This is a genomic window from Sphingomonas sp. TX0543, assembly GCF_048565505.1.
GTDB lineage: Bacteria > Pseudomonadota > Alphaproteobacteria > Sphingomonadales > Sphingomonadaceae > Sphingomonas.
In genome coordinates, this window is the sequence record NZ_JBLZUS010000002.1 from 1,611,209 (window position 1) to 1,629,891 (window position 18,683).

Annotated in this window: 16 protein-coding genes; 3 read left to right on the plus strand and 13 right to left on the minus strand. The window is 68.6% G+C overall.

From position 1 onward, the window contains the following. Positions 1–50: 50 nt before the first annotated feature. Positions 51–803 carry a gamma-glutamyl-gamma-aminobutyrate hydrolase family protein gene (locus ACM61V_RS08355; RefSeq protein WP_137785918.1) on the plus strand — a complete coding sequence of 251 codons (753 nt, stop codon included), beginning with the start codon at positions 51–53 and terminating at the stop codon, positions 801–803. 13 nt (positions 804–816) lie between these two features. Then, positions 817–1,068, plus strand: coding sequence for a hypothetical protein (locus ACM61V_RS08360; RefSeq protein ID WP_137785917.1), 252 nt, complete (start codon positions 817–819; stop codon positions 1,066–1,068). A gap of 238 nt (positions 1,069–1,306) precedes the next feature. Here the strand turns inward: ACM61V_RS08360 and ACM61V_RS08365 are convergent, their stop codons facing one another. Together ACM61V_RS08365 and ACM61V_RS08370 are read right to left on the minus strand one after the other, a co-directional pair. Further along, positions 1,307–2,608 (minus strand): NAD(P)/FAD-dependent oxidoreductase, encoded by a 1,302-nt coding sequence (locus ACM61V_RS08365; protein ID WP_137785916.1) that lies wholly within the window; start codon positions 2,606–2,608, stop codon positions 1,307–1,309. Beyond that, positions 2,608–3,960, minus strand: coding sequence for a glutamine synthetase family protein (locus tag ACM61V_RS08370; RefSeq protein ID WP_137785915.1), 1,353 nt, complete (start codon positions 3,958–3,960; stop codon positions 2,608–2,610). Before ACM61V_RS08370 ends, ACM61V_RS08365 begins: the two co-directional genes overlap by 1 nt. 144 nt (positions 3,961–4,104) lie before the next feature. Between ACM61V_RS08370 and ACM61V_RS08375 the strand changes: the two genes are divergently transcribed. Further along, complete coding sequence (locus ACM61V_RS08375) at positions 4,105–5,664, plus strand: APC family permease (protein WP_137785971.1); 1,560 nt, start codon at positions 4,105–4,107, stop codon at positions 5,662–5,664. Here the strand turns inward: ACM61V_RS08375 and ACM61V_RS08380 are convergent. The 11 genes from ACM61V_RS08380 to ACM61V_RS08430 all read right to left on the minus strand — a co-directional run bounded on the left by ACM61V_RS08380 (position 5,651) and on the right by ACM61V_RS08430 (position 18,666). Continuing rightward, positions 5,651–7,159, minus strand: a complete 1,509-nt coding sequence (locus tag ACM61V_RS08380; RefSeq protein WP_419713938.1) for a CoA-acylating methylmalonate-semialdehyde dehydrogenase — start codon at positions 7,157–7,159, stop codon at positions 5,651–5,653. The genes ACM61V_RS08375 and ACM61V_RS08380 overlap by 14 nt on opposite strands. Before the next feature lie 72 nt (positions 7,160–7,231). Continuing rightward, on the minus strand, positions 7,232–8,623 hold the full coding sequence (locus tag ACM61V_RS08385; protein ID WP_137785914.1) for an amino acid permease: 1,392 nt from the start codon (positions 8,621–8,623) through the stop codon (positions 7,232–7,234). Beyond that, a complete protein-coding gene (locus tag ACM61V_RS08390) occupies positions 8,620–9,945 on the minus strand; it encodes an aspartate aminotransferase family protein (RefSeq protein WP_137785913.1) in 1,326 nt (441 codons plus the stop codon). Before ACM61V_RS08390 ends, ACM61V_RS08385 begins: the two co-directional genes overlap by 4 nt. Positions 9,946–10,074: 129 nt before the next feature. Beyond that, positions 10,075–10,779, minus strand: coding sequence for a GntR family transcriptional regulator (locus ACM61V_RS08395; protein ID WP_137785912.1), 705 nt, complete (start codon positions 10,777–10,779; stop codon positions 10,075–10,077). Positions 10,780–10,872: 93 nt separating this feature from the next. Beyond that, a complete protein-coding gene (locus ACM61V_RS08400) occupies positions 10,873–12,993 on the minus strand; it encodes a xanthine dehydrogenase family protein molybdopterin-binding subunit (RefSeq protein ID WP_137785911.1) in 2,121 nt (706 codons plus the stop codon). Then, entirely contained in the window at positions 12,990–13,451 is a 462-nt protein-coding gene (locus ACM61V_RS08405) for a (2Fe-2S)-binding protein (RefSeq protein ID WP_137785910.1), read from the minus strand. The genes ACM61V_RS08400 and ACM61V_RS08405 overlap by 4 nt, the downstream gene beginning before the upstream one ends. A 12-nt stretch (positions 13,452–13,463) precedes the next feature. Then, positions 13,464–13,829 carry a c-type cytochrome gene (locus tag ACM61V_RS08410; RefSeq protein ID WP_249341451.1) on the minus strand — a complete coding sequence of 122 codons (366 nt, stop codon included), beginning with the start codon at positions 13,827–13,829 and terminating at the stop codon, positions 13,464–13,466. An 8-nt stretch (positions 13,830–13,837) separates the two neighbouring features. After that, positions 13,838–15,721 (minus strand): NAD(P)-binding protein, encoded by a 1,884-nt coding sequence (locus ACM61V_RS08415; RefSeq protein WP_419713939.1) that lies wholly within the window; start codon positions 15,719–15,721, stop codon positions 13,838–13,840. A 344-nt stretch (positions 15,722–16,065) separates the two neighbouring features. Beyond that, on the minus strand, positions 16,066–16,947 hold the full coding sequence (locus ACM61V_RS08420; protein WP_137785907.1) for an amidohydrolase family protein: 882 nt from the start codon (positions 16,945–16,947) through the stop codon (positions 16,066–16,068). After that, complete coding sequence (locus ACM61V_RS08425) at positions 16,944–17,999, minus strand: 4-oxalomesaconate tautomerase (protein WP_137785906.1); 1,056 nt, start codon at positions 17,997–17,999, stop codon at positions 16,944–16,946. Before ACM61V_RS08425 ends, ACM61V_RS08420 begins: the two co-directional genes overlap by 4 nt. Beyond that, positions 17,992–18,666, minus strand: coding sequence for a 4-carboxy-4-hydroxy-2-oxoadipate aldolase/oxaloacetate decarboxylase (locus ACM61V_RS08430; protein WP_137785905.1), 675 nt, complete (start codon positions 18,664–18,666; stop codon positions 17,992–17,994). Before ACM61V_RS08430 ends, ACM61V_RS08425 begins: the two co-directional genes overlap by 8 nt. Positions 18,667–18,683: the final 17 nt, after the last annotated feature.

Here is an 18,683-nt window from a genome sequence, read left to right on the forward strand (position 1 = left end):
AGATATCAAAGCCGGGTCGTCCCTTCAGTCGTGATCGGAATCGAGGAACCATGGTCAGGCCCGTGCTGGGTATCATATGCTGCACCCGCGCCGTCGGCCATGATGAGGCGCAGGTGGCGATGAACCGATACGTCACGGCAGCGATGGCGTATGCCGATTGCGCGGCGCTGCTGGTGCCCTCGCTCCCGATGCTGATGGAGGCGGGCGAGATCGTGCCCCGGCTCGACGGGCTGCTGCTCACCGGCAGCCCGTCGAACGTCTCCCCGGCGCGCTACGGCGAGCGCGACGCTGCGGATGCCGACGGCCCGTTCGACACCGCCCGCGACGAGATGACGGCCGCGATGGTGCAGGCTTGCCTCGCTGCGGGGAAGCCGGTTTTCGGCATCTGCCGGGGCTTGCAGGAACTCAACGTGATTTTCGGCGGCACGTTGCGGCGCGACATGAGCCGCGCGGACGCACCGCTGCCGCACCACGCCCCGGACGATGCCAGCTGGGACGCAATGTTCGCGCACGGTCATGAGGTGACGCTTGCGCCGGGCGGTGTGCTCGGCCGCGCGCTGGGGAAGGAGCGGATCGAGGTCAACTCGGTCCATTTCCAGGGTGTCGCAAGGCTCGCAGACGGGCTGCGCGTCGAGGCCACCGCGCCCGACGGGGTGGTGGAGGCCTTCTCCGCTACCGGCCATGGCGCGCCCGTGCTGGCGGTGCAATGGCATCCCGAGTGGCACACGGCGGAGAACGATGCAGCGCAGGCCTATTTCACGTTGCTCGGACGTGCGCTCCGCGGCCAGTCCATCGACGGATAGCGGGACCGGCGGCATGCTGACGAAGGGCCACGACGTCGCCGAACCGCGTCGTCTGGACGTTGCGCATCATCGGCCTGCGCAGCCGGACCAAGGGCTGATGCGCGACCTTGGCGGCGCGGGATCATTACGCGTGCCGAGGACCGCTACATCTACGACGCGGACGGGAAGGGGCGAGATCCTCCGCATCATCGCGCGCTCGCTCGACGAAGCCACGCCTGCCCTGCGCGCGCTGGACGAGCCGGGCGAGCTCGCGGTGCGTGCCTGACCGGATGGTGCGGCAGCGTAAAACAGGCTGAGTCACGGCGAATACAGGTCGCGTGCGCGCGGCCTGACGCGCGGACGCTGCCTGATGAGCGGCGAGGGCAGCCATCAGCTCCATGTCGATTTCGGCCCGCACGACACGACCTGGCACGTGCAGCGCAGTCGGCTGTCGCAGCGGTCGGCGTCGTCCGCCGCGCGTCCCGCCTCGTGATCCGCCGGTGGCGACGGGCCGGGGCGCGCGGTCAGATACCGAGCCGGTCCCGCATCGCGTACCAGAGCGAGCCGAGCATCGTCAGCGGCACCCGGAAGTGGCGGCCGCCGGGGAAAGGGAGGTGCGGCAATGTCGCGAACACATCGAACCGCTCCATCTGCCCCGCCACGCCCTCGGCAAGGATCCGGCCAAGCAGCTGGGTCGTGGTAACGCCGTGCCCGCTGTCACCGTGCGAGTACCAGACCGTGGGCGAGAGCCGCCCGACCTGCGGCATGCGGCTGAGCGTCAGCGCGAAGTTGCCGCTCCACGCGTGATCGATCCGAACGTCGCGCAGTTGCGGAAAGGTCTTGAGCAGATTGGGGCGTATCTTCGCCTCGACGCTGGCGGGATCGCGCCCACCATAGACGACGCCACCGCCGTACAGCAGGCGACCGTCGGCGGTGCGGCGAAAATAATCCAGGATGTAGTTCGCGTCCTCCACGCACAGATTGGCCGGCAGCAGCTCTTCGGCCAGTGCGCCGAGCGGTTCGGTGGCGATAACCTGGCTGGAAACGGGCATGATCCGCCCGCTCAGGTCTGGCACGGCATCGCCCAGATAGGCGTTGCCGCATAGCAGCACGATGTCGGCGGTGACCGAGCCGTGTTCGGTCGTGACGACGGGCTTCGCGCCCCGTTCGACGCGCAGCACGCGACTGTGCTCGAAAATGCGCCCGCCCAGTGCCTCGAACGCCGCCGCCTCGCCGAGCAGATAATTGAGCGGGTGAAAATGCCCGCCGATGGGATCGATCATCGCGCCAACGTAACGATCGGTGCGGACCACCTCGGACAGCCCGGCCCTGTCGACCAGCCGCATGCCCGGATGGCCGTAGCGTGCCCACACCTTCGCCTGCTCGGCAAACCAGCTCATCTGCTTGTCGGTGAGTGCCGTGGCCGCGGCGCCATCCACCAGGTCGCAGGCGATTTCGTACTTCGCCACGCGCTCGCGGATGATCGCCCCGCCCTCGAGCGCGACGGCAGCGAGATCACGGGCGTGATCCTCGCCGTAGCGGCGCGCAAGCAGGTCCAGCGGGCGGCTGTAGCCATTGATCAGCTGGCCGCCGTTGCGCCCCGACGCGCCCCACCCGCAGCGCTCGGCCTCCACCACGACGACCGGGATACCGCGCGCCGCGAGTTCGATCGCCGCCGAAAGGCCGGTAAAGCCGCCGCCGACGATCACGACATCGGCGGTGACGGCGCCTTCGAGCGTCGGGCGGGCCGGCGCGGGATTTGCGCTGGCGGCATAGTAGCTCGGCATGCCCGCATAGGGGCTTGCGGGGAAGGAGGGTGCGTTCATCAGAGCGGTCCGAGGTAGCTCGCATATTCCGCGTCGCTGACGCGCGCGAGCAGGGTGTCGCGGTCCTGGCGCTTGCAGGCGACCAGGATGTCGCGGAAACGCCTGCCGAATGCCCTGGCGATGAAGTCCGAAGCGGCGAAGCGGTCGATCGCGACCCCCCATTCGGCAGGCAGGCGCGCGGCGACCTCGGGAGCGCCGGGTTGCTGCGGCGCCGGCGGGGGTTCGCCCGCCGCGATTCCGGCGAGCATACCGGCCAACACCGCCGCGACCGCGAGATAGGGATTGCAGTCCGCGCCCGGCACGCGATGCTCGATCCGGGTCGCCCTGGCATCCGCCTTCACCACGCGTATCGCCGCAGAGCGGTCGTCGACGCCCCAGCTTGCCGCGACCGGCGCGTGGGCGTTGGCGCGGAACCGGCGGTAGCTGTTGGCGTGGGGGGCGAAGGCGAGCATCGAATCCGGCATTGCCTTCAGCAGCCCGGCAACCGCATGGAACAAGGTTTCGGATGGCGCCCCGTCAGCCTCCGCCAGCACATTGTGTCCCTCGCTGTCGAGCAACGACACGTGAATGTGCATGCCGTTGCCGGAGGCGTCGCCATAGGGCTTGGCCATGAAGGTCGCGCCGAGCCCGTGGCGCCGCGCGAGCGCCTTGATAATCCGCTTGAGCAGGATCGCGTCGTCGCAGGCGGTGATCGCATCGGTGCGGTGGAGCAGGTTGAGCTCAAACTGGCCGGGCCCCGCCTCGCTCGACAAGGTGTCGGCGGGGATGCCCATCGCGGCGCATATTGCCATGATCTCGTCGAACAGCGGCAGATGCGCGAACTTCGCCTCGGGCGACAGGATCGCATTGACGTGGCGCAGGTCATCCGCCGCCGAGGCGCCCGGCGGGACCGGTCTGCCCGCCTCGTCGAGCTGGTGCAGATAGAATTCCAGTTCGGTCGCGACAACGGGGTGAAGGCCGCGCGCTGCCAGTGCGGCCTGCACCTGCGCGAGCACGCCGCGTGCATCGCCGACACCCGGATCGCCTTCTGGCGACAGGCCCAGCATCACCTGCGCGGTGGCGCCGTCGAACCAGGGCAGCAGCGCGGCACGGTTGGCGACGGGGAAGAACAGCCCGTCCGGGTCGCCGGTGCCGAAGGCGAGACCCGCATCGGGCACGTCGCGGCCCCAAATGTCGAGAGCGAACACGGACCTGGGCATCGCCAGGCCCTTGAGGTCCAAGGTCAACGCTTTTTCGCGGGTCAGCCACTTGCCACGGGCGACGCCGTTGACGTCGGACACGAACGCCTCGACGCGGGTAATCTCCGGATGCGCCTCCAGCAGCGCAAGAAGCTGGTGATCCTGATGGCTCATACTGTGATCGCATATCGACGCGAATGGCGTCTGTCTATAGCACGGCACGTTCAAAATCGGCATATCCGTGGTCGGTTTGTCTTGACTTTCTGTGATCGCAGCGCTTCGTTCGTGGGCAAGAGCCGAAGGAGAGGTAGTTTGCCGATGTCGGAAGCAGGCTTTGCCGGGGACAGTACAGGCGTCGGCGAGAAAGGGCTCGCCACCGGAGCGGTGGGGCTGTTCGGCGCGCTGGTGATCGGTGTCTCATGCGTCGCCCCCGCCTACACGCTCACCGCCGGGCTGGGGCCGATCGTCTCGGTCGCCGGGCTTCAGACCCCCGCAGTGATCCTGATCGGCTTCCTGCCGATGCTGCTCGTGGCGATGGGCTATCGCGAGCTCAATCAGGCGCTGCCCGACAATGGCACCACCTTCACCTGGGTGACCGCGACATTCGGGCCCTGGGTGGGCTGGATGGCAGGTTGGGGACTGGTCGCTTCCACGGTGCTGGTGCTGTCGAACAGTGCGGGCGTGGCGGTCGACTTCTTCTACCTGCTGCTGGCGCAGGCGACCGGCCATGACGAACTGACCCGGCTCGCTGACCACACAAGCGTCAACATCCTCACCTGTCTTGCGTTCATGGGCGTGGCGACGCTGATCTCCTATCGCGGGATGGAGGCGACCAAATTGGCGCAGGTGTTCCTGGTCGGTCTTCAGGTGCTGGCGATGTGCGCTTTCGCCGCCGCCGCATTCGGCAAGGCAAGGGCAGGGCAGGCGTTCGATCACACGCCCGTCACGCTTGCCTGGTTCAACCCGTTCGTCATCCCGAGCAGCGCCGCGCTCGCCGCCGGGCTGTCGCTGTCAATCTTCATCTTCTGGGGCTGGGACGTCACCCTGACCATGAACGAGGAGACCAGGGGCTCGCGCTCCACCCCCGGGCTCGCCGCGGCCGGGACGGTGGGGGTGACCATGCTCCTTTACCTGCTCGCGTCGTGCGCCGCGCTGACCTTTGCCGGGATCGGCACCGGCGCGCTGGGGCTCAACAACCCGGAAACACAGCGCAACGTGTTCCAGTCGCTGGCCGTCCCGGTGTTCGGACGTGCGGCGATACTGGTCTCGGTAGCGGTGCTGTGCAGCTCGGCCGCCGCGCTGCAATCCACCATCGTCAGCCCGTCGCGCACGCTTCTGGCGATGAGCTTCTACGGCGCGATGCCAAGGTCATTCGGGCGGACCAGCGCGCGCTTCCACACGCCTTCGGTGGCGATCGTGGCGTCGACGGTGGTGTCGTCCGCCTTTTACACGGGGATGCGGCTCTATTCCGAGCACGTGCTGTGGGATACGATAACCGCGCTCGGGATCATGATCTGTTTCTACTATGGATTGACCGCGTTTTCCGTCGTCTGGTTCTTCCGCGCGACCTGGTTCGATTCGGTTCGCAACGCGATATACCGGCTGATCTTTCCGCTGCTGGGCGGGCTCTCGCTGGCGGCCCTGTTCGTCAAGACACTGTGCGACAGTCTGAACCCGCACTTCGGCAGCGGCTCGCACGTCGGGTCGATCGGGCTTGTGTTCGTGATCGGCGTCAGCATCTTCGCCGTCGGACTTGGCATCATGGCGCTGATGGCGCTGCTCCGCCCCGAGTTTTTCCGCGCGCCGCTCGCCGGGCTGGACGTGACGGCGCCGCGCAGCATGCGCGACGCCGCCAGTAAGGCGCTCAGCCCGAGGTAGGGATCAGGAACGCCGCGCCGCGGTCTGCCGCGACGCCCGCGGTGGGCCAGCGCTGCGTCACCACCTTGGTGCGGGTGAAGAAGCGGATGCTGTCCATCCCGTACTGATTGTGGTCGCCGAACGCGCTGCGTTTCCACCCGCCGAAGCTGTGGTAGCTCACCGGCACCGGGATCGGCACATTGATGCCGACCATGCCGACTTCAACCGTGTCGACGAACTCGCGCGCGGCGCCGCCGTCGCGGGTGAAGATCGCGACGCCGTTCCCGTATTGATGCGCGGTCGCGAGCGCCACCGCCTCGCCCAACGTCTCGGCGCGCACCATCTGAAGGACCGGCCCGAAGATCTCGTCCTGGTAGCTTCGCATCGCCGGGGTCACCCGGTCGAACAGGCTTGGGCCGATGAAGAAGCCGTTCTCGTGGCCCTGGAGCGTGAAGCCGCGGCCATCGACCACCAGCTCGGCGCCCTCTTCGATGCCCATCTGGATGTAGCTCTCGATCCTGGCGCGGTGCTGCGCCGTGACCACCGGGCCATAGTCCGCATCCTCATCGCCGGGGAGGCCGACGCGCAGCCCGGCGATCCCGCTCACCAGCTTCTCGCGCAGCCGCTCGGCCGTCCGCTCGCCGACCGGGACGACGACGGGCAGTGCCATGCAGCGCTCGCCGGCCGAGCCGAAGGCGGCGCCAAGGATGTCGGACACCGCCTGATCGAGGTCCGCGTCGGGCAGGACGATGCCGTGATTCTTCGCGCCGCCCATCGCCTGCACCCGCTTCCCCAGCGCGGTGCCGCGGGCATAGACCGCTTGCGCGATGTCGGACGAGCCGACGAAGCTGATCGCTTTCACATGCGGATGATCGATCAGCGCCTCCACCGCGACCCGGTCGCCATGCAGCACCTGGAGCACCCCGTCAGGCAGCCCCGCCTCCGCCAGCAGCTCGGCCAGACGGACGGGAACAGAGGGCGCGCGCTCGGACGGCTTGAGAATGAAGGCATTTCCGGTCGCAAGCGCGGGGGCGAGCATCCAGAGCGGGATCATCGCCGGGAAGTTGAAAGGGGTGATCCCTGCGACGACACCCAGTGGCGCGCGCAGTGAGAAGACGTCGATCCCCGGACCGGCGCCGTGCGAATATTGGCCCTTGACCAGGTGCGGCACCCCGCAGGCGAACTCGACCACGTCCAGCCCACGCTGGATGTCGCCCCTCGCATCCGCCACCGTCTTGCCGTGCTCGCTGGAGAGCAGGCGAGCAAGCGCGTCCATTTCGCGCTCGATCAGGTCCTTGAAGCGAAATAGCACACGCGCGCGCCGCTGCGGGTTGAGCGCAGCCCATGCGGGCTGCGCAGCGCGCGCGGCCGCGACGGCGGCGTTCACCTCGTCCGCGTCGGCAAGGCGGACCTGCGCCTGAATGCTGCCGGTGGCCGGGTCGTAGACGTCGGCGAGGCGCGTCGCATCGGCAACGCGGGTCACCCCGTGCGCGAGCACGTGTTCGATCACTTGCATCTGTAGCTCCGTCAAAAGTGCGGCGCGGCGCGCTGCTGGGTCATGGATACGGCGCACGCGCGCCGCGGGAGGTCAGAGGGTCGGCGCGGGTCGCCTCGAAACCGCTCGTTTGAGGACCAGCCCGGCCAGTGCCACCAGCACCGCCAGGGCGCTGGCTCTGAACTGGGTTTCGAGCGCGGGGGTCAGCGCCATGGCGGCGAGCACGCCGACGATCGCGAGGATCGCCGCGATCGCGCCGTACGGGTGCCACCACATGCGAATGGTCAGCCGCTCCGGCGACTCACGCTCGAGCCGCGTGCGGAGCCGCAGCTGGGCGAGCGCAATGAGCAGGTACAGCACCAGCATCACCGCGCCCGAAGCGTTGACCAGAAAGGCGAAGGCGCGGGTCGGCGAGACGATGGAAAGCGTCAGCGCGGCCAGGCTGAACACCGTGCCGAACAGGATCGCGCGGCGGGGAACGCCTGCGCCTTGCGTCAGCGCCAGCCCGCGCGGTGCATCGCCGCGCATCGCCAGCGCATGAAGCACGCGCGAGGTGACGTACAGCCCCGAGTTGAGGCACGACAGCACCGCCACCAGCACCACCGCCTGCATGATCAGCGCGCCGCCGGGCACCCCGATCCGGGCGAGCGCGGTGGCGAACGGGGATTCGCCGGGGATGATATCGGTCCACGGCACCACCGCCACGATCAGCGCGATCGAGACGACGTAGAAAAGCAGGATGCGCGCAGCCACCGTGAGCGTCAGCTTGGCTATCACCTTCGGCCCGGCGCTCGATTCGGCGGCTGCCACAGTGGCGATCTCGGCGCCGACCAGCGCGAAGATCACATTGGTCACCCCCGCGACAACAGATAGCGCGCCGTGCGGCGCGAAGCCGCCGTGCGCGGTCCAGTTGGAAAGGCCGGTGCCGGCGCCCGCCACGCCGGTGATGGCGGCGATCGCCACCAGGATGAAGACAAGGATCGCGGTGATCTTCAGCCCCGACAGCCAGAATTCGAATTCGCCGTACGAGCGCGCGGACAGCAGGTTGACGCCGGTAAGCGCCAGGGTCAGCGCGAACGCCACCGCCCACACCGGGAGGACCGGCCACCAGCCGCAGACAATGGTGGCGCCGGCAATCGCTTCGATCGCGACCACCACGACCCAGAAATACCAGTAGAGCCAGCCGCTGAGAAATCCCGCCCAGTCGCCCAGGCCCAGCCGCGAGAATTCGGGGAAGGACTGCACCCCGGGTACCGCGTTCGCCATCTCGCTGAGCATCCGCATGACCAGCAGCACGATCAGTCCCGCGGCGGCGTAACTTACGATCGCGGCGGGGCCGATCGCCGCGATTGCCGAGCTCGAGCCGACGAACAGCCCCGCGCCGATGATCCCGCCGATCGCGATCATCTCCACGTGACGCGGCTTGAGACTTCGCGCCAGCCCCTGTTCGGGGCCGGTGGCGAGCTCGGCCGGGCCCGCGATCATGCCACGGTGGCCAGGGTGGCCCGGATCTGGTCGAACAGCCGGTCGATCAGCGGCTTGTCGATGATCAGCGGCGGCGACAGCGCGATGATGTCGCCGGTGACACGGATCAGCACGCCCGCGTCGAAGGCACGCTGGAACGTCTCGGTGGCGCGCGCGCCGGGCGCGCCGGGGCGCGGCTCGAGCTCGATCCCCGCGACCAGCCCCAGGTTACGCACGTCGATCACATGCGGCGCGCTGCGCAGCGCGTGCGCGGCCTCTTCCCAATAGCCGGCGAGGTCCGCCGCCCGCGCGAACAGCCCGTCCTCGGCATAGGTGTCGAGCGCGGCGATGCCTGCCGCCGCTGCCAGCGGGTGCCCAGAATAGGTGTAGCCGTGGAAGAATTCGATCCCGGAAGCGGCGGCGTTGACCACGGTGTCGTGCACGTGGCGCGAGGCGGCGACCGCGCCCATCGGCACCGCGCCGTTCGTCAGCCCCTTGGCCATGGTCAGGATGTCTGGCGTCACTCCGAAAAACTCGGCGCCCGTAGCGGTGCCAAGGCGGCCAAAGGCGGTGATCACCTCGTCGAAGATCAGCAGGATGCCGTGCGCCTGCGTGATCGCGCGCAGCCGCTCCAGATAGCCGCGCGGGGGGATCAGCACGCCGGTGGAACCGGCCACCGGCTCGACGATCACGGCCGCAATCGTGTCGGCGCCGTGAAGCGCGATCAACTCCTCCAGTTCGGTGCCGAAGTCGACGTTCGTCTCGGGGATCCCGCGCGAGAAGCGTGGCACGGCATTGTGCGTATGCGACAGATGATCGACACCCCAGACCTGGGTGGCATAGGCGCGGCGGTTGCCGCCGATCCCGCCCACCGACATTCCGCCGAAGTTCGTGCCGTGATAGCCGCGCTGGCGGCCGATCAGCCGCACGCGTCCCCCGTCACCGCGCGCGCGATGGTAGGCGATCGCCATCTTGAGCGCCGTGTCCGCCGATTCCGAACCGCCGCCGGTGAAGAAGATGCGATCCAGCCCCGCGGGCATGATTCCGGCGACCCGCGTCGCCAGCTCGAAGGCGAGCGGGTGGCCGAGCTGGAACGTCGGGGCAAAATCCAGCGTCCCCGCCTGCTCCTGGATCGCGCGGGTGATCCGTGGCGCATTGTGGCCCGCATTGACGCACCACAGCCCGGCGGTGCCATCCAGGATCTCGCGCCCGGCGGGGTCGCGGTATATCATGCCGTCCGCTGAGGCGAGCAGACGCGGATGCGCCTTGAACGCCTTGTTGGCGGTGAACGGCATCCAGAAATGCGAAAGATCGCGCTCGCCATCCGCCAGGTTTTCGGTCATTTTCAGCAAGAGCCTCTCCCCGCGTTGCTGCCCGGTGCATAGGCGTGCGCGGCAATGTCCGAGAAGTGACTGTTGTAGCTGCCGCGGTGTCCGATGGTCACCACCGTGGCGCGGCAGCGAGAGCGAGCGCTAGGCGCCCGGCTGCTCCCAGTTGCGCATCAGGTCCATCCCGTCGTTGATGTCGCCCAGGATCGCCTCGTGAAGCGCTGCTCCGTCCTTGGCGGCGATCGCATCGGTCGCGGCGACGTGGCGGTCGACCAGCTTGGAGGTGCCGTAGCGTCCATACACCACCCTCATGAACGGCCCGAACTGCATCCACAGGCTGTCGACCAGCCGATTGAGAATCTGAGTTGGCGCGGCCGAATAGATCAGTGAATGGAAGCGGTAGTTCGACTCCATGTAGCCGTTGAGGTCACCCTGCTCGAGCGCGCGATCGGTGGCCTCGTCAGCGGCGCGGATCAGCCGCAGCCGGGCGGCGTCGATATGGGGCAGTGCGTCTGTCGCAGCGGTCGGCTCCAGCAGCAGCCGGCAGCGGATGATCTCTTCCAACCGCGCCGGCGACATCCGGGGGACCATGATCGCCCGCTTGGAACGGATTTCCACCGCGCCCTCGGCCGAGATGCGGCTCAGCGCGTCGCGCACCGGCATCTGGCTCACACCCAGCTGCTGCGCCAGCCCGCGCGTTGATATGGCTACGCCGGGCGCGATCTTGCCCGTGATAAGGCGGTGGCGGAGTTCCTCGTAGATTGTCTGACGCAGCGAGCTCACATCCGCGTCGGCAGCGTCGTTCGCGAGCGCCTTGGCATAGCGGGTGGGGGTTGCCTGCGTGGCCATTTGCATCCTGCCTGGAATAAGATGAGGACGCCTTTAGCAAGTGGTGCGCCAGCGCGAAACGCCAAGTCGTGCCCCGGCGCGTCGGGTTGCGCGTCAGGCGCTGCTGCCCAGCAACGGCAGGTTGCGACGCCGCTCGCCCGTGGCGGCGAACAGCGCATTCGCGATCGCCGGACCGATCACCGCGGCGGGCGGCTCGCCCAGCCCGCCGGGGGACAGGTCGCTCGATACGATGTGGGTCTCGATCACCGGCGCATCGTCCATCCTGACGACGCGGTAATCGTGGAAATTGGATTGTTCCACCCGCCCGCCGGCCACGGTGATGCGGCCCCACAAGGTAGCGGCCATCGCGAACAACACCCCGCTTTCCACCTGCGCGCGAATGCCGGCGGGATTGATCGCCTGGCCGCAATCCACCGCCGCCACGACGCGGGTTACGCGCGGGTCGTCGCCGGCCACGGCCGTCACCTCCGCCACCGCCGCGATATAGGTGTCCCACAGGTGCAGCACGGCAATGCCGCGGCCACTGCCCGCCGCCACCGGCGTACCCCAGCCTGCCTTGGCGGCGGCGAGATCCAGCACGCCGAGCGCGCGCGCATCGGCGATCAGCGCGCGACGATAGGCCACCGGATCCTGCCCGGCGGCGTGGGCCAGTTCGTCGATGAAGCTTTCTACCGCGAAGGTGGTGCGCAGCCCGCCAACCCCGCGCCACCAACCGGTCGACAGCCCGCTCTCGACCTGCCTGAACGTGACGCGGCGCTGCGCGACGGGGTAGAGCGGCGCGACGGTGCCGTCGATCGCGTCATCGTCGACCCCTTTGAATTTGTCCGCCAGCAGTCGCGCCATGATCGACGAGCCGGCGATGCGGTGCCGCCAGACGACCGGGCGGCCCGACGCGTCGAGCGCCGCCTCCAGCCGGTCGTGATAGGCGGGACGGTACATGTCGTGCTGGACATCCTCCTCGCGGGACCAGATCAGCTTCACGGGGGCGTCGATCTGCCGGCCGAGCTCGGCGGCGCGCGCGATCATGTCCGTTTCGAGCCGCCGGCCGAAGCCGCCGCCGAGAAGATAGGTGTGAACGGTCACGTTCGCGAGCGGGAATTTCAGCGCGTCCGCTGCCTGCTGGCGCGCAGCAGCGGGAACCTGCGTACCTGTCCACAGAGTCGCATGTCCGTTCTCGACGTGGATCACGCAGGAGAGCGGCTCCATCGCGGCATGCGCGAGGAACGATTGGGTGTAGTCGGCACGAACCACGCGCGCGGCATGTGCGAGCGCCGGCCCGGGGTCACCGCCCCTGGTGCCGGCGTCGGCGCCGTCCTGGGCACACGCCGCCGCCAGCGCCCCCTCGATCGCGACCTGATCGAGCGCGGCGTGAGTGCCCGCGGTCCAGGTCGGCGCGGCTGCCTCCAGGCCCTGCTTGGCCGCCCAATAATTGTCCGCGACTACAAACAGCACGTCGTTGCCGCGCACTATCTGGCGCACGCCCCTCACCGCAAGCGCGGCGCGCTCGTCGCAGCCGGATAAGGTGGCGCCGATCGCGGGCGCCTGCGCCAGCGTTGCGACGCGCATTCCGGGGCGCGCCACGTCGATCCCGTAGGTCGCGGTGCCGCGCGCCTTGGCGGCGGCGTCTAACCGCCGTTGCGATTTGCCGATCACCGTAAAGGCATGGGCAGGCTTTAGCGGCACGTTCTCGGGCAGCGGTCGCCTGGCCGCCAGTGGTGCCAGCTCGGTATATGGCAGCGCGCGGCCGGAGGGCGGGTGATGAACCCCACCATCCTTCGCCACACAGGTGCCGGCCTCCACGCCCCAGTGGTGCGCCGCCGCCTCGATCAGCGCGGCCCGGGCGTTGGCGCCAGCCTGGCGGAGCGGCTTCCAAACTTCACGAACGGACGTCGAGCCGCCGGTGGCAGGATCGAGCGGCTTGAAGCGATCCGCATCGCCATCGGGGAGAATGATGCGAATTGCGGAGGGCGCGATATTCAGCTCCTCGGCCACCAGCATCGCGATAGTGGTGCTGACGCCCTGGCCCATCTCCGTCTTGGGCAGGAGGAGCGAGACGCCCGTAGCGTCGACGCGCAAGAAGGCGTTTGGGGTAAAGACGGCGTCATCGTCACCGCGCATCAGCCCGCACCCGGCGACCGAGGCGCCGATCAGGAGCGCGCCGCCGATCGCGCCGACGCGCAGCACGTCGCGACGGGAGGCAACCGGCGCCTTCATGCTCCGGCACCTGCGGCGCGCTTGATCGCGGCGCGAATGCGCGGATAGGTGCCGCAGCGGCAGATGTTGCCGCGCATCCCCTCGTCAATCGCGGTGTCGCTGGGCGCGGGATTGCCCGCGATCAGCGCCGCCGCCGCCATGATCTGTCCCGGCTGGCAATAGCCGCACTGCACCACGTCGACGTCGGCCCAGGCGTCCAGCAGCCGCTTGCCGAGCGCGGTATCGCGCATCCCCTCGATAGTAGTCACTTTGCGTCCGACCACGCTTGCCGCGGGCACCTGGCACGAGCGCTGGAGCTCGCCGTCCACATGCACCGAACAGGCGCCACAGAGACCCGCGCCGCAGCCGAATTTGGTCCCCGTCTGACCCAGCGTGTCCCTCAGCACCCACAACAGTGGCATCGCCTCGTCGGCGTCGACCTGATGGTTCCGGCCGTTGATGTTGAGCGACAGGGCCATCGGGTACTGTCCTCACTTTACCGTGGCGAGATGCGCGACGATTGCCGCGCGCTGCTTCGCGTCGGGGACCGCAAGGTTCATCCTGGTGCCGGGCACCGCCTTGCCCGGACCCGCGAGGAAGCGGTCCAGCGTCGCCTTGTCCCAGACGAGGCCGGACTTTTTAAGCGCGGCGGAATAGGGATATGCCGTCGACCCCGCCTTGCGCCCCATCACCCCGGCAAGGTTCGGGCCGATCGTCGGCCTGGCGCCGGCCTTGGCGACGTGGCACACCTGGCACCGCTGTTTGAACAGGTCGGCTCCGCTCTGCGCGATTGCCGGGCTGGCGGCGGCGAGCAGGGTGGGGGCGAGCAGGGCGGCGGCGTAAAGCGAACGGATCACAGGATACCTCATGCAGTTGCGGCGGCGCCATCGGGCGCGTGCCAGAGTTGGTTGACGGCGCGCCAGGCCTCGTCGATCGCGACGTTGGTGTAAGCATTCCAGCCGGCGTCTGAATTGGCGATGGCGACGCGCCCGACCGGGCGGCGCGCGGTATTCATGCGCACCTCCTGCTCGGCGGGATCGTCGTTAAGGCTGTCGGGGGTATAGGAATAGCCGTGGGGCCAGCGGTTCACCGTGACCGCGGCGACGTCCCGGTTGAAGTCGAACCCGCCGGGGCCCAGAATGCGCGTCATCTCGTCACGAAGCGCCTGCTCGTAATCGGCGAAGTGCATTTCATAGACCTTCTGGCGCGACAGGCGGAACTGGGTGCGCATGTCCATCCCCGCATCCTCGATCAGCGGCACCATCAGGTGATGGGACACGATCGGATCATCGGGTGTGCGCGCGAAATGATAGTCGCCCAGGCTGACCGGAAAGTCCAGCGACATGGAGGCGATCTTGCCGGCCGGGTTGGCGATCGATGAGGCGCCGAGCTTCTTCCACGCGTGCCAGTTGCGCTGGGCGACGTTGATATAGACCAGCGGCGCCTTGACGTTCATCGCCAGCGCGGCTCGCTGCGCCTCCGGCACGTCGTCCAGGATGTACGGGATCATCATGTTGTAGCAGGCGAGAACGCACGCCTTTGCCTCCACGCGCGCGAGCTTCCCCGCCCGCATATAGCCCACGTCCACCCGGCCGGCGCGGTTGCGCACGCGCACCGCCGTGCTCGACAGGCGGATGCGCACCGGATTGGCGGGGCGGTCGAGCGCGAGATAGTCGAACGGCGCGGTGACGATGTCGGTCATGGTGGTGCCCGGCGCAATCCCGGGGATCAGTCGCCGTACCAGCATCCGCGCGATCGAGGCGTTACCGTCGGGGAAATGGTAGATGTAGGGCTCTTCGTTCGTTTCATGCGCATCGAGCTTCAGGCCCTGACCGCCGGGCAGCCCGGTGTTGAATGCGCTGGCGGCGGATACGCCCTCCAGGCTGGAGACCCAGATGCCGAGCAGACGCTGGCGATAGACACTCAGCACCAGATCGTCGGCATCCCAATAACGGCGCAGGAAATCGGCGTAGCTGGTGCTGCGGATGATCCGCCGCTTTTCCGCGTCGGATTTTCCGGCCAGAGGGTCGCGGCCGCTGGTCTCGATCGCGATGACCCGGGCCTTGCTCTCGGGCGGCAACGGATAGTGATCCAGAACCGGGCGCAACGCCTCCGGCTGCGCGGCCGCCATTTCCGGGTCGCCGGCGCCGTATGCCTCGGGCGGTGGGCCCAGCACCAGACGGTCTTCGCCATAGCGCTCACGTGCGAAGAAGGTGGCGGTGCGCAGGCCCGCATTTCGGTAGAATTTGCGGTCGAACGCGGTGTCGAACCGCGTGATGTCCACCCCAAGCTCGCGCAGCAGTCCGGCCGCGACCGGGCTATACGTGCTGCGCGGCGACTCGATCGACTGGGTTCCGCCGTAACCGAGCAACTTCCGGCCATCGACGTCGAACTCGTTGCGCTTGGCATGCCCGCCGAAATCGTCATTGGTGTCGAGCACCAGGATGCGGTCGTTCGGGCGCGCGCGGTGGTGAAAGAAGGCGGCGGCGAGCCCGCTGATACCCGCGCCGACCACAACGAGGTCATAGCGCTCGGAAACCGGCATGGGATCGAGCTCGAAACGTTCGCCGTCGCGGACCCGGTGCGCGGTTTCGAACGATCCGGGATGGCTGCCGCGCAGCCCGGTCTTCGCAGGCGGGTAAGGGGCGGCGGCCGACGATGCGGAATGCCGTGTGCAGCCCGTTGCCGCGCCGGTGATCGCAATGGCGACCCCGTTCAGGAAATCGCGGCGAACAATTCCGTCACTCATCTTGTCCAGCCCTCTCGCACGTTTGCTACATCTGTGATCACATAAATGCAACGCGGCGATGCGCCAAACCGTGGCACCAGCGACATCGGCGTCCCGCTCAACGCCGCGACCGGCCTGTGCTGCCTGGTTCGGTCGACCGGTGAGGAATGCCGATGCGGCTGCGGGCCCCGATCTGCCCGGCGGAGTGGCCCGAAAGCCAGGAGATTGTACGCATCAGCCGGACATTGGGGAAAGTCGGCCCGGCTTGTCCGCGCGGGATCGCCGCTCGGACGAGTGGATCGCCGCCGGCTTATACGGCGCTCCGGCGCGCACGGATGCGGGGGTAGAGTTCGGGCGCCTCTCACTCACCGATCCCAATAGAGCCGCATCGGCGTGTCCACCAGCATCCGCCGCTGCGCCTCCGCCGTCGGCGCGATGCGCGGAATCATGTCGACCAGCGCGCCATCGTCGGGGATCGCATCCTGCATGTTCGGGTGCGGCCAGTCGGTGCCCCACAGGCAGCGGTCGGGATAGTCGGCGACGAGCGGGGCGACCGCTGCGGCGAAATCGTGCCACGGCGCGCCGCCCGCATCCAGCCGGTCAGGACACGTCGCCTTGAACAACAGGTCTGCGCGCGATTCCAGCAGGGTGCGGAAGGCGCGCAGGTCCGCGCCGTCCGGCCCCTGCGCGACGTCGGGGCGTCCCATGTGGTCGATCACGACCGGAACCGGGATCGCGGCGAGAAACGATCGCAGCTCGTCGAGTATGTCGGCCTCGAAATAGACGACGACGTGCCAGCCTTTGGGCAGCCGTGCGGCGAGGTCGAGGAATGCGTCCTTCGGCGCATCATCGACAAGCCGTTTCAGGAAATTGAAGCGGATGCCACGGATGCCCCGGTCGTGCAGCGCGTCCAGATCGCGCGCCGCGATCGCCGGGTCGACCACTGCCACGCCGCGCGCCCGGCCGTCGCTGCGGGCGATGGCGTCGAGCGTTGCGGCGTTGTCGGTGCCGTGGCAGCTCGCCTGCACGATGACGTTGCGCTCGAACCCCAACCGGTCGCGCAGCGCGAACAGCGCGTCCGGGCCGGCGTCCTGCGGCAGATACTTGGCCTTCGCGCTGAAGGGGAAGCGGTCGGCGGGACCGAAGACGTGGCAATGCGCGTCGACCGCGCCGGGGGGCGGGATGTAGCTTGGCCGGGACGGGGCGAGCGTCCAGCTGCGGATGCGTCCGTGCGCGTCGGTGCTCATGCGAAGACCCTTCCGTCCATCAGCTTGCGCGCGGTGCGCAGCATCCCCGCCTCGACCGGCGCGCCGGCATCGTCGACGGTTACGACACATTCGGTGACGCCCGTCGGATGTTCGACGCCCAGCGTCTTGCTGCGCCCCTCCGCGATGGTCGCCAGCGCGGCGGCAGGCGTGCCGTCGATCAGGCAGGCCGTGGCGACGCTGACCGCGCCGAGCACCCCGATCGAGGCATGGACGCGATGCGGGATCAGCGATCTTACCGCGATCGCGCCGCCATCGCGCGGGGTGGATACCAGCATCATCTTGGGTACCGACTTCTCGCGCACGTCGCCCAGGTTCATCATCGGTCCGGCCTGCAACCGGATCGCCTCCACCCGTGCCTTCATCGCATCGTTGGCGTCGAGCGTCTCGCGATCCTCGTGGCCCTCTATGCCGACGTCGGCGGCAGCGATGACGACGCAGGGCATGCCGTTGTCGATGAGGGTGCAGGCGACACCGTCGATCGTGTCGACCGCGTGGCCCGTCGGCAGCAATGCGCCGCACGACGACCCCGCCGTGTCGCGGAACGCGAGCGGGACGGCGGCTGCGGTGCCCGGCACGCCGCTGATCGCCGCATCGCCGGCATAGGTCACCGCGCCGCCGGGCGTGGCAACGGTCGCGACCGCCACCTGGCGCGTGTTCTCCATGAAGATCGCGACGCGGGTGACGTCGCCCGTCGCCGCGATCAGCCCGCGTTCGATCGCGAAGGGGCCGACCCCGGCCAGCATGTTGCCGCAGTTCTGGCCGTCGGTGACGATCGCCTGATCGACGAAGACCTGGAGGAACAAATAGTCGACATCGACGCCTGTGCGATCCGAAGCGCGGACCACCGCGACCTTCGACGTCAGCGGATCGGCGCCGCCCATCCCGTCGATCTGGCGGGGATCGGGGGAGCCCATGATCCTGAGCAGGAACGTATCGCGCGCCGCGGGATCGGCGGGCAAATCGTCGGCCAGGAAGAACGCGCCCTTCGATGTGCCGCCGCGCATCCACATGCAGGCCGTGCCGTCATTCATAGCGCAGGCCCATCGCCGCCAGCTTGCCCCGCATGTCATAGATATCGAGGCCGAGTTCGCCCGCCGCGAGCCGCCCGCGCTTCGACTGTTCGGCCGCTTCGCGGGCGCGGGACTTTTCGGCGACGGCCGCGGCGTCGCTGCGCCTGACGACGCAGACGCCGTCGTCGTCGGCGACGATCACGTCGCCCGGGTCGATCGCGGCGCCGGCGCAGACGACGGGTACGTTGACGCTGCCGATCGTGTTCTTGACCGTGCCTTGCGCGAACACCGCCTTCGACCAGACGGGAAAGCCCATCTCGGTCAGGTCGCGGACGTCGCGCACGCCGGCATCGATGACGAGGCCGCGACAGCCGCGCGCCATCGCCGATGTCGCCAGCAGGTCGCCGAAATAGCCATCCTCGCACGGGGAAGTGGGAGCAAGGACGAGGATGTCGCCGTCGCGCAGCTGCTCGATCGCGACATGGACCATCCAGTTGTCGCCCGGCGGCGCGGAGATGGTGACCGCCGATCCCGCGATCCGCGCGCCCGGATAGATCGGGCGCATCCGGCTGGCGAGCAGGCCGATCCGCCCCTGCGCCTCGTGCACCGTGGCGACGCCGGCTCCGGCGAGGATATCGATCACCGCAGCATCCGCCCGTTCGATGTTGCGCACGACCCGACCCGACATGTTCGCTCTCCTTCGCG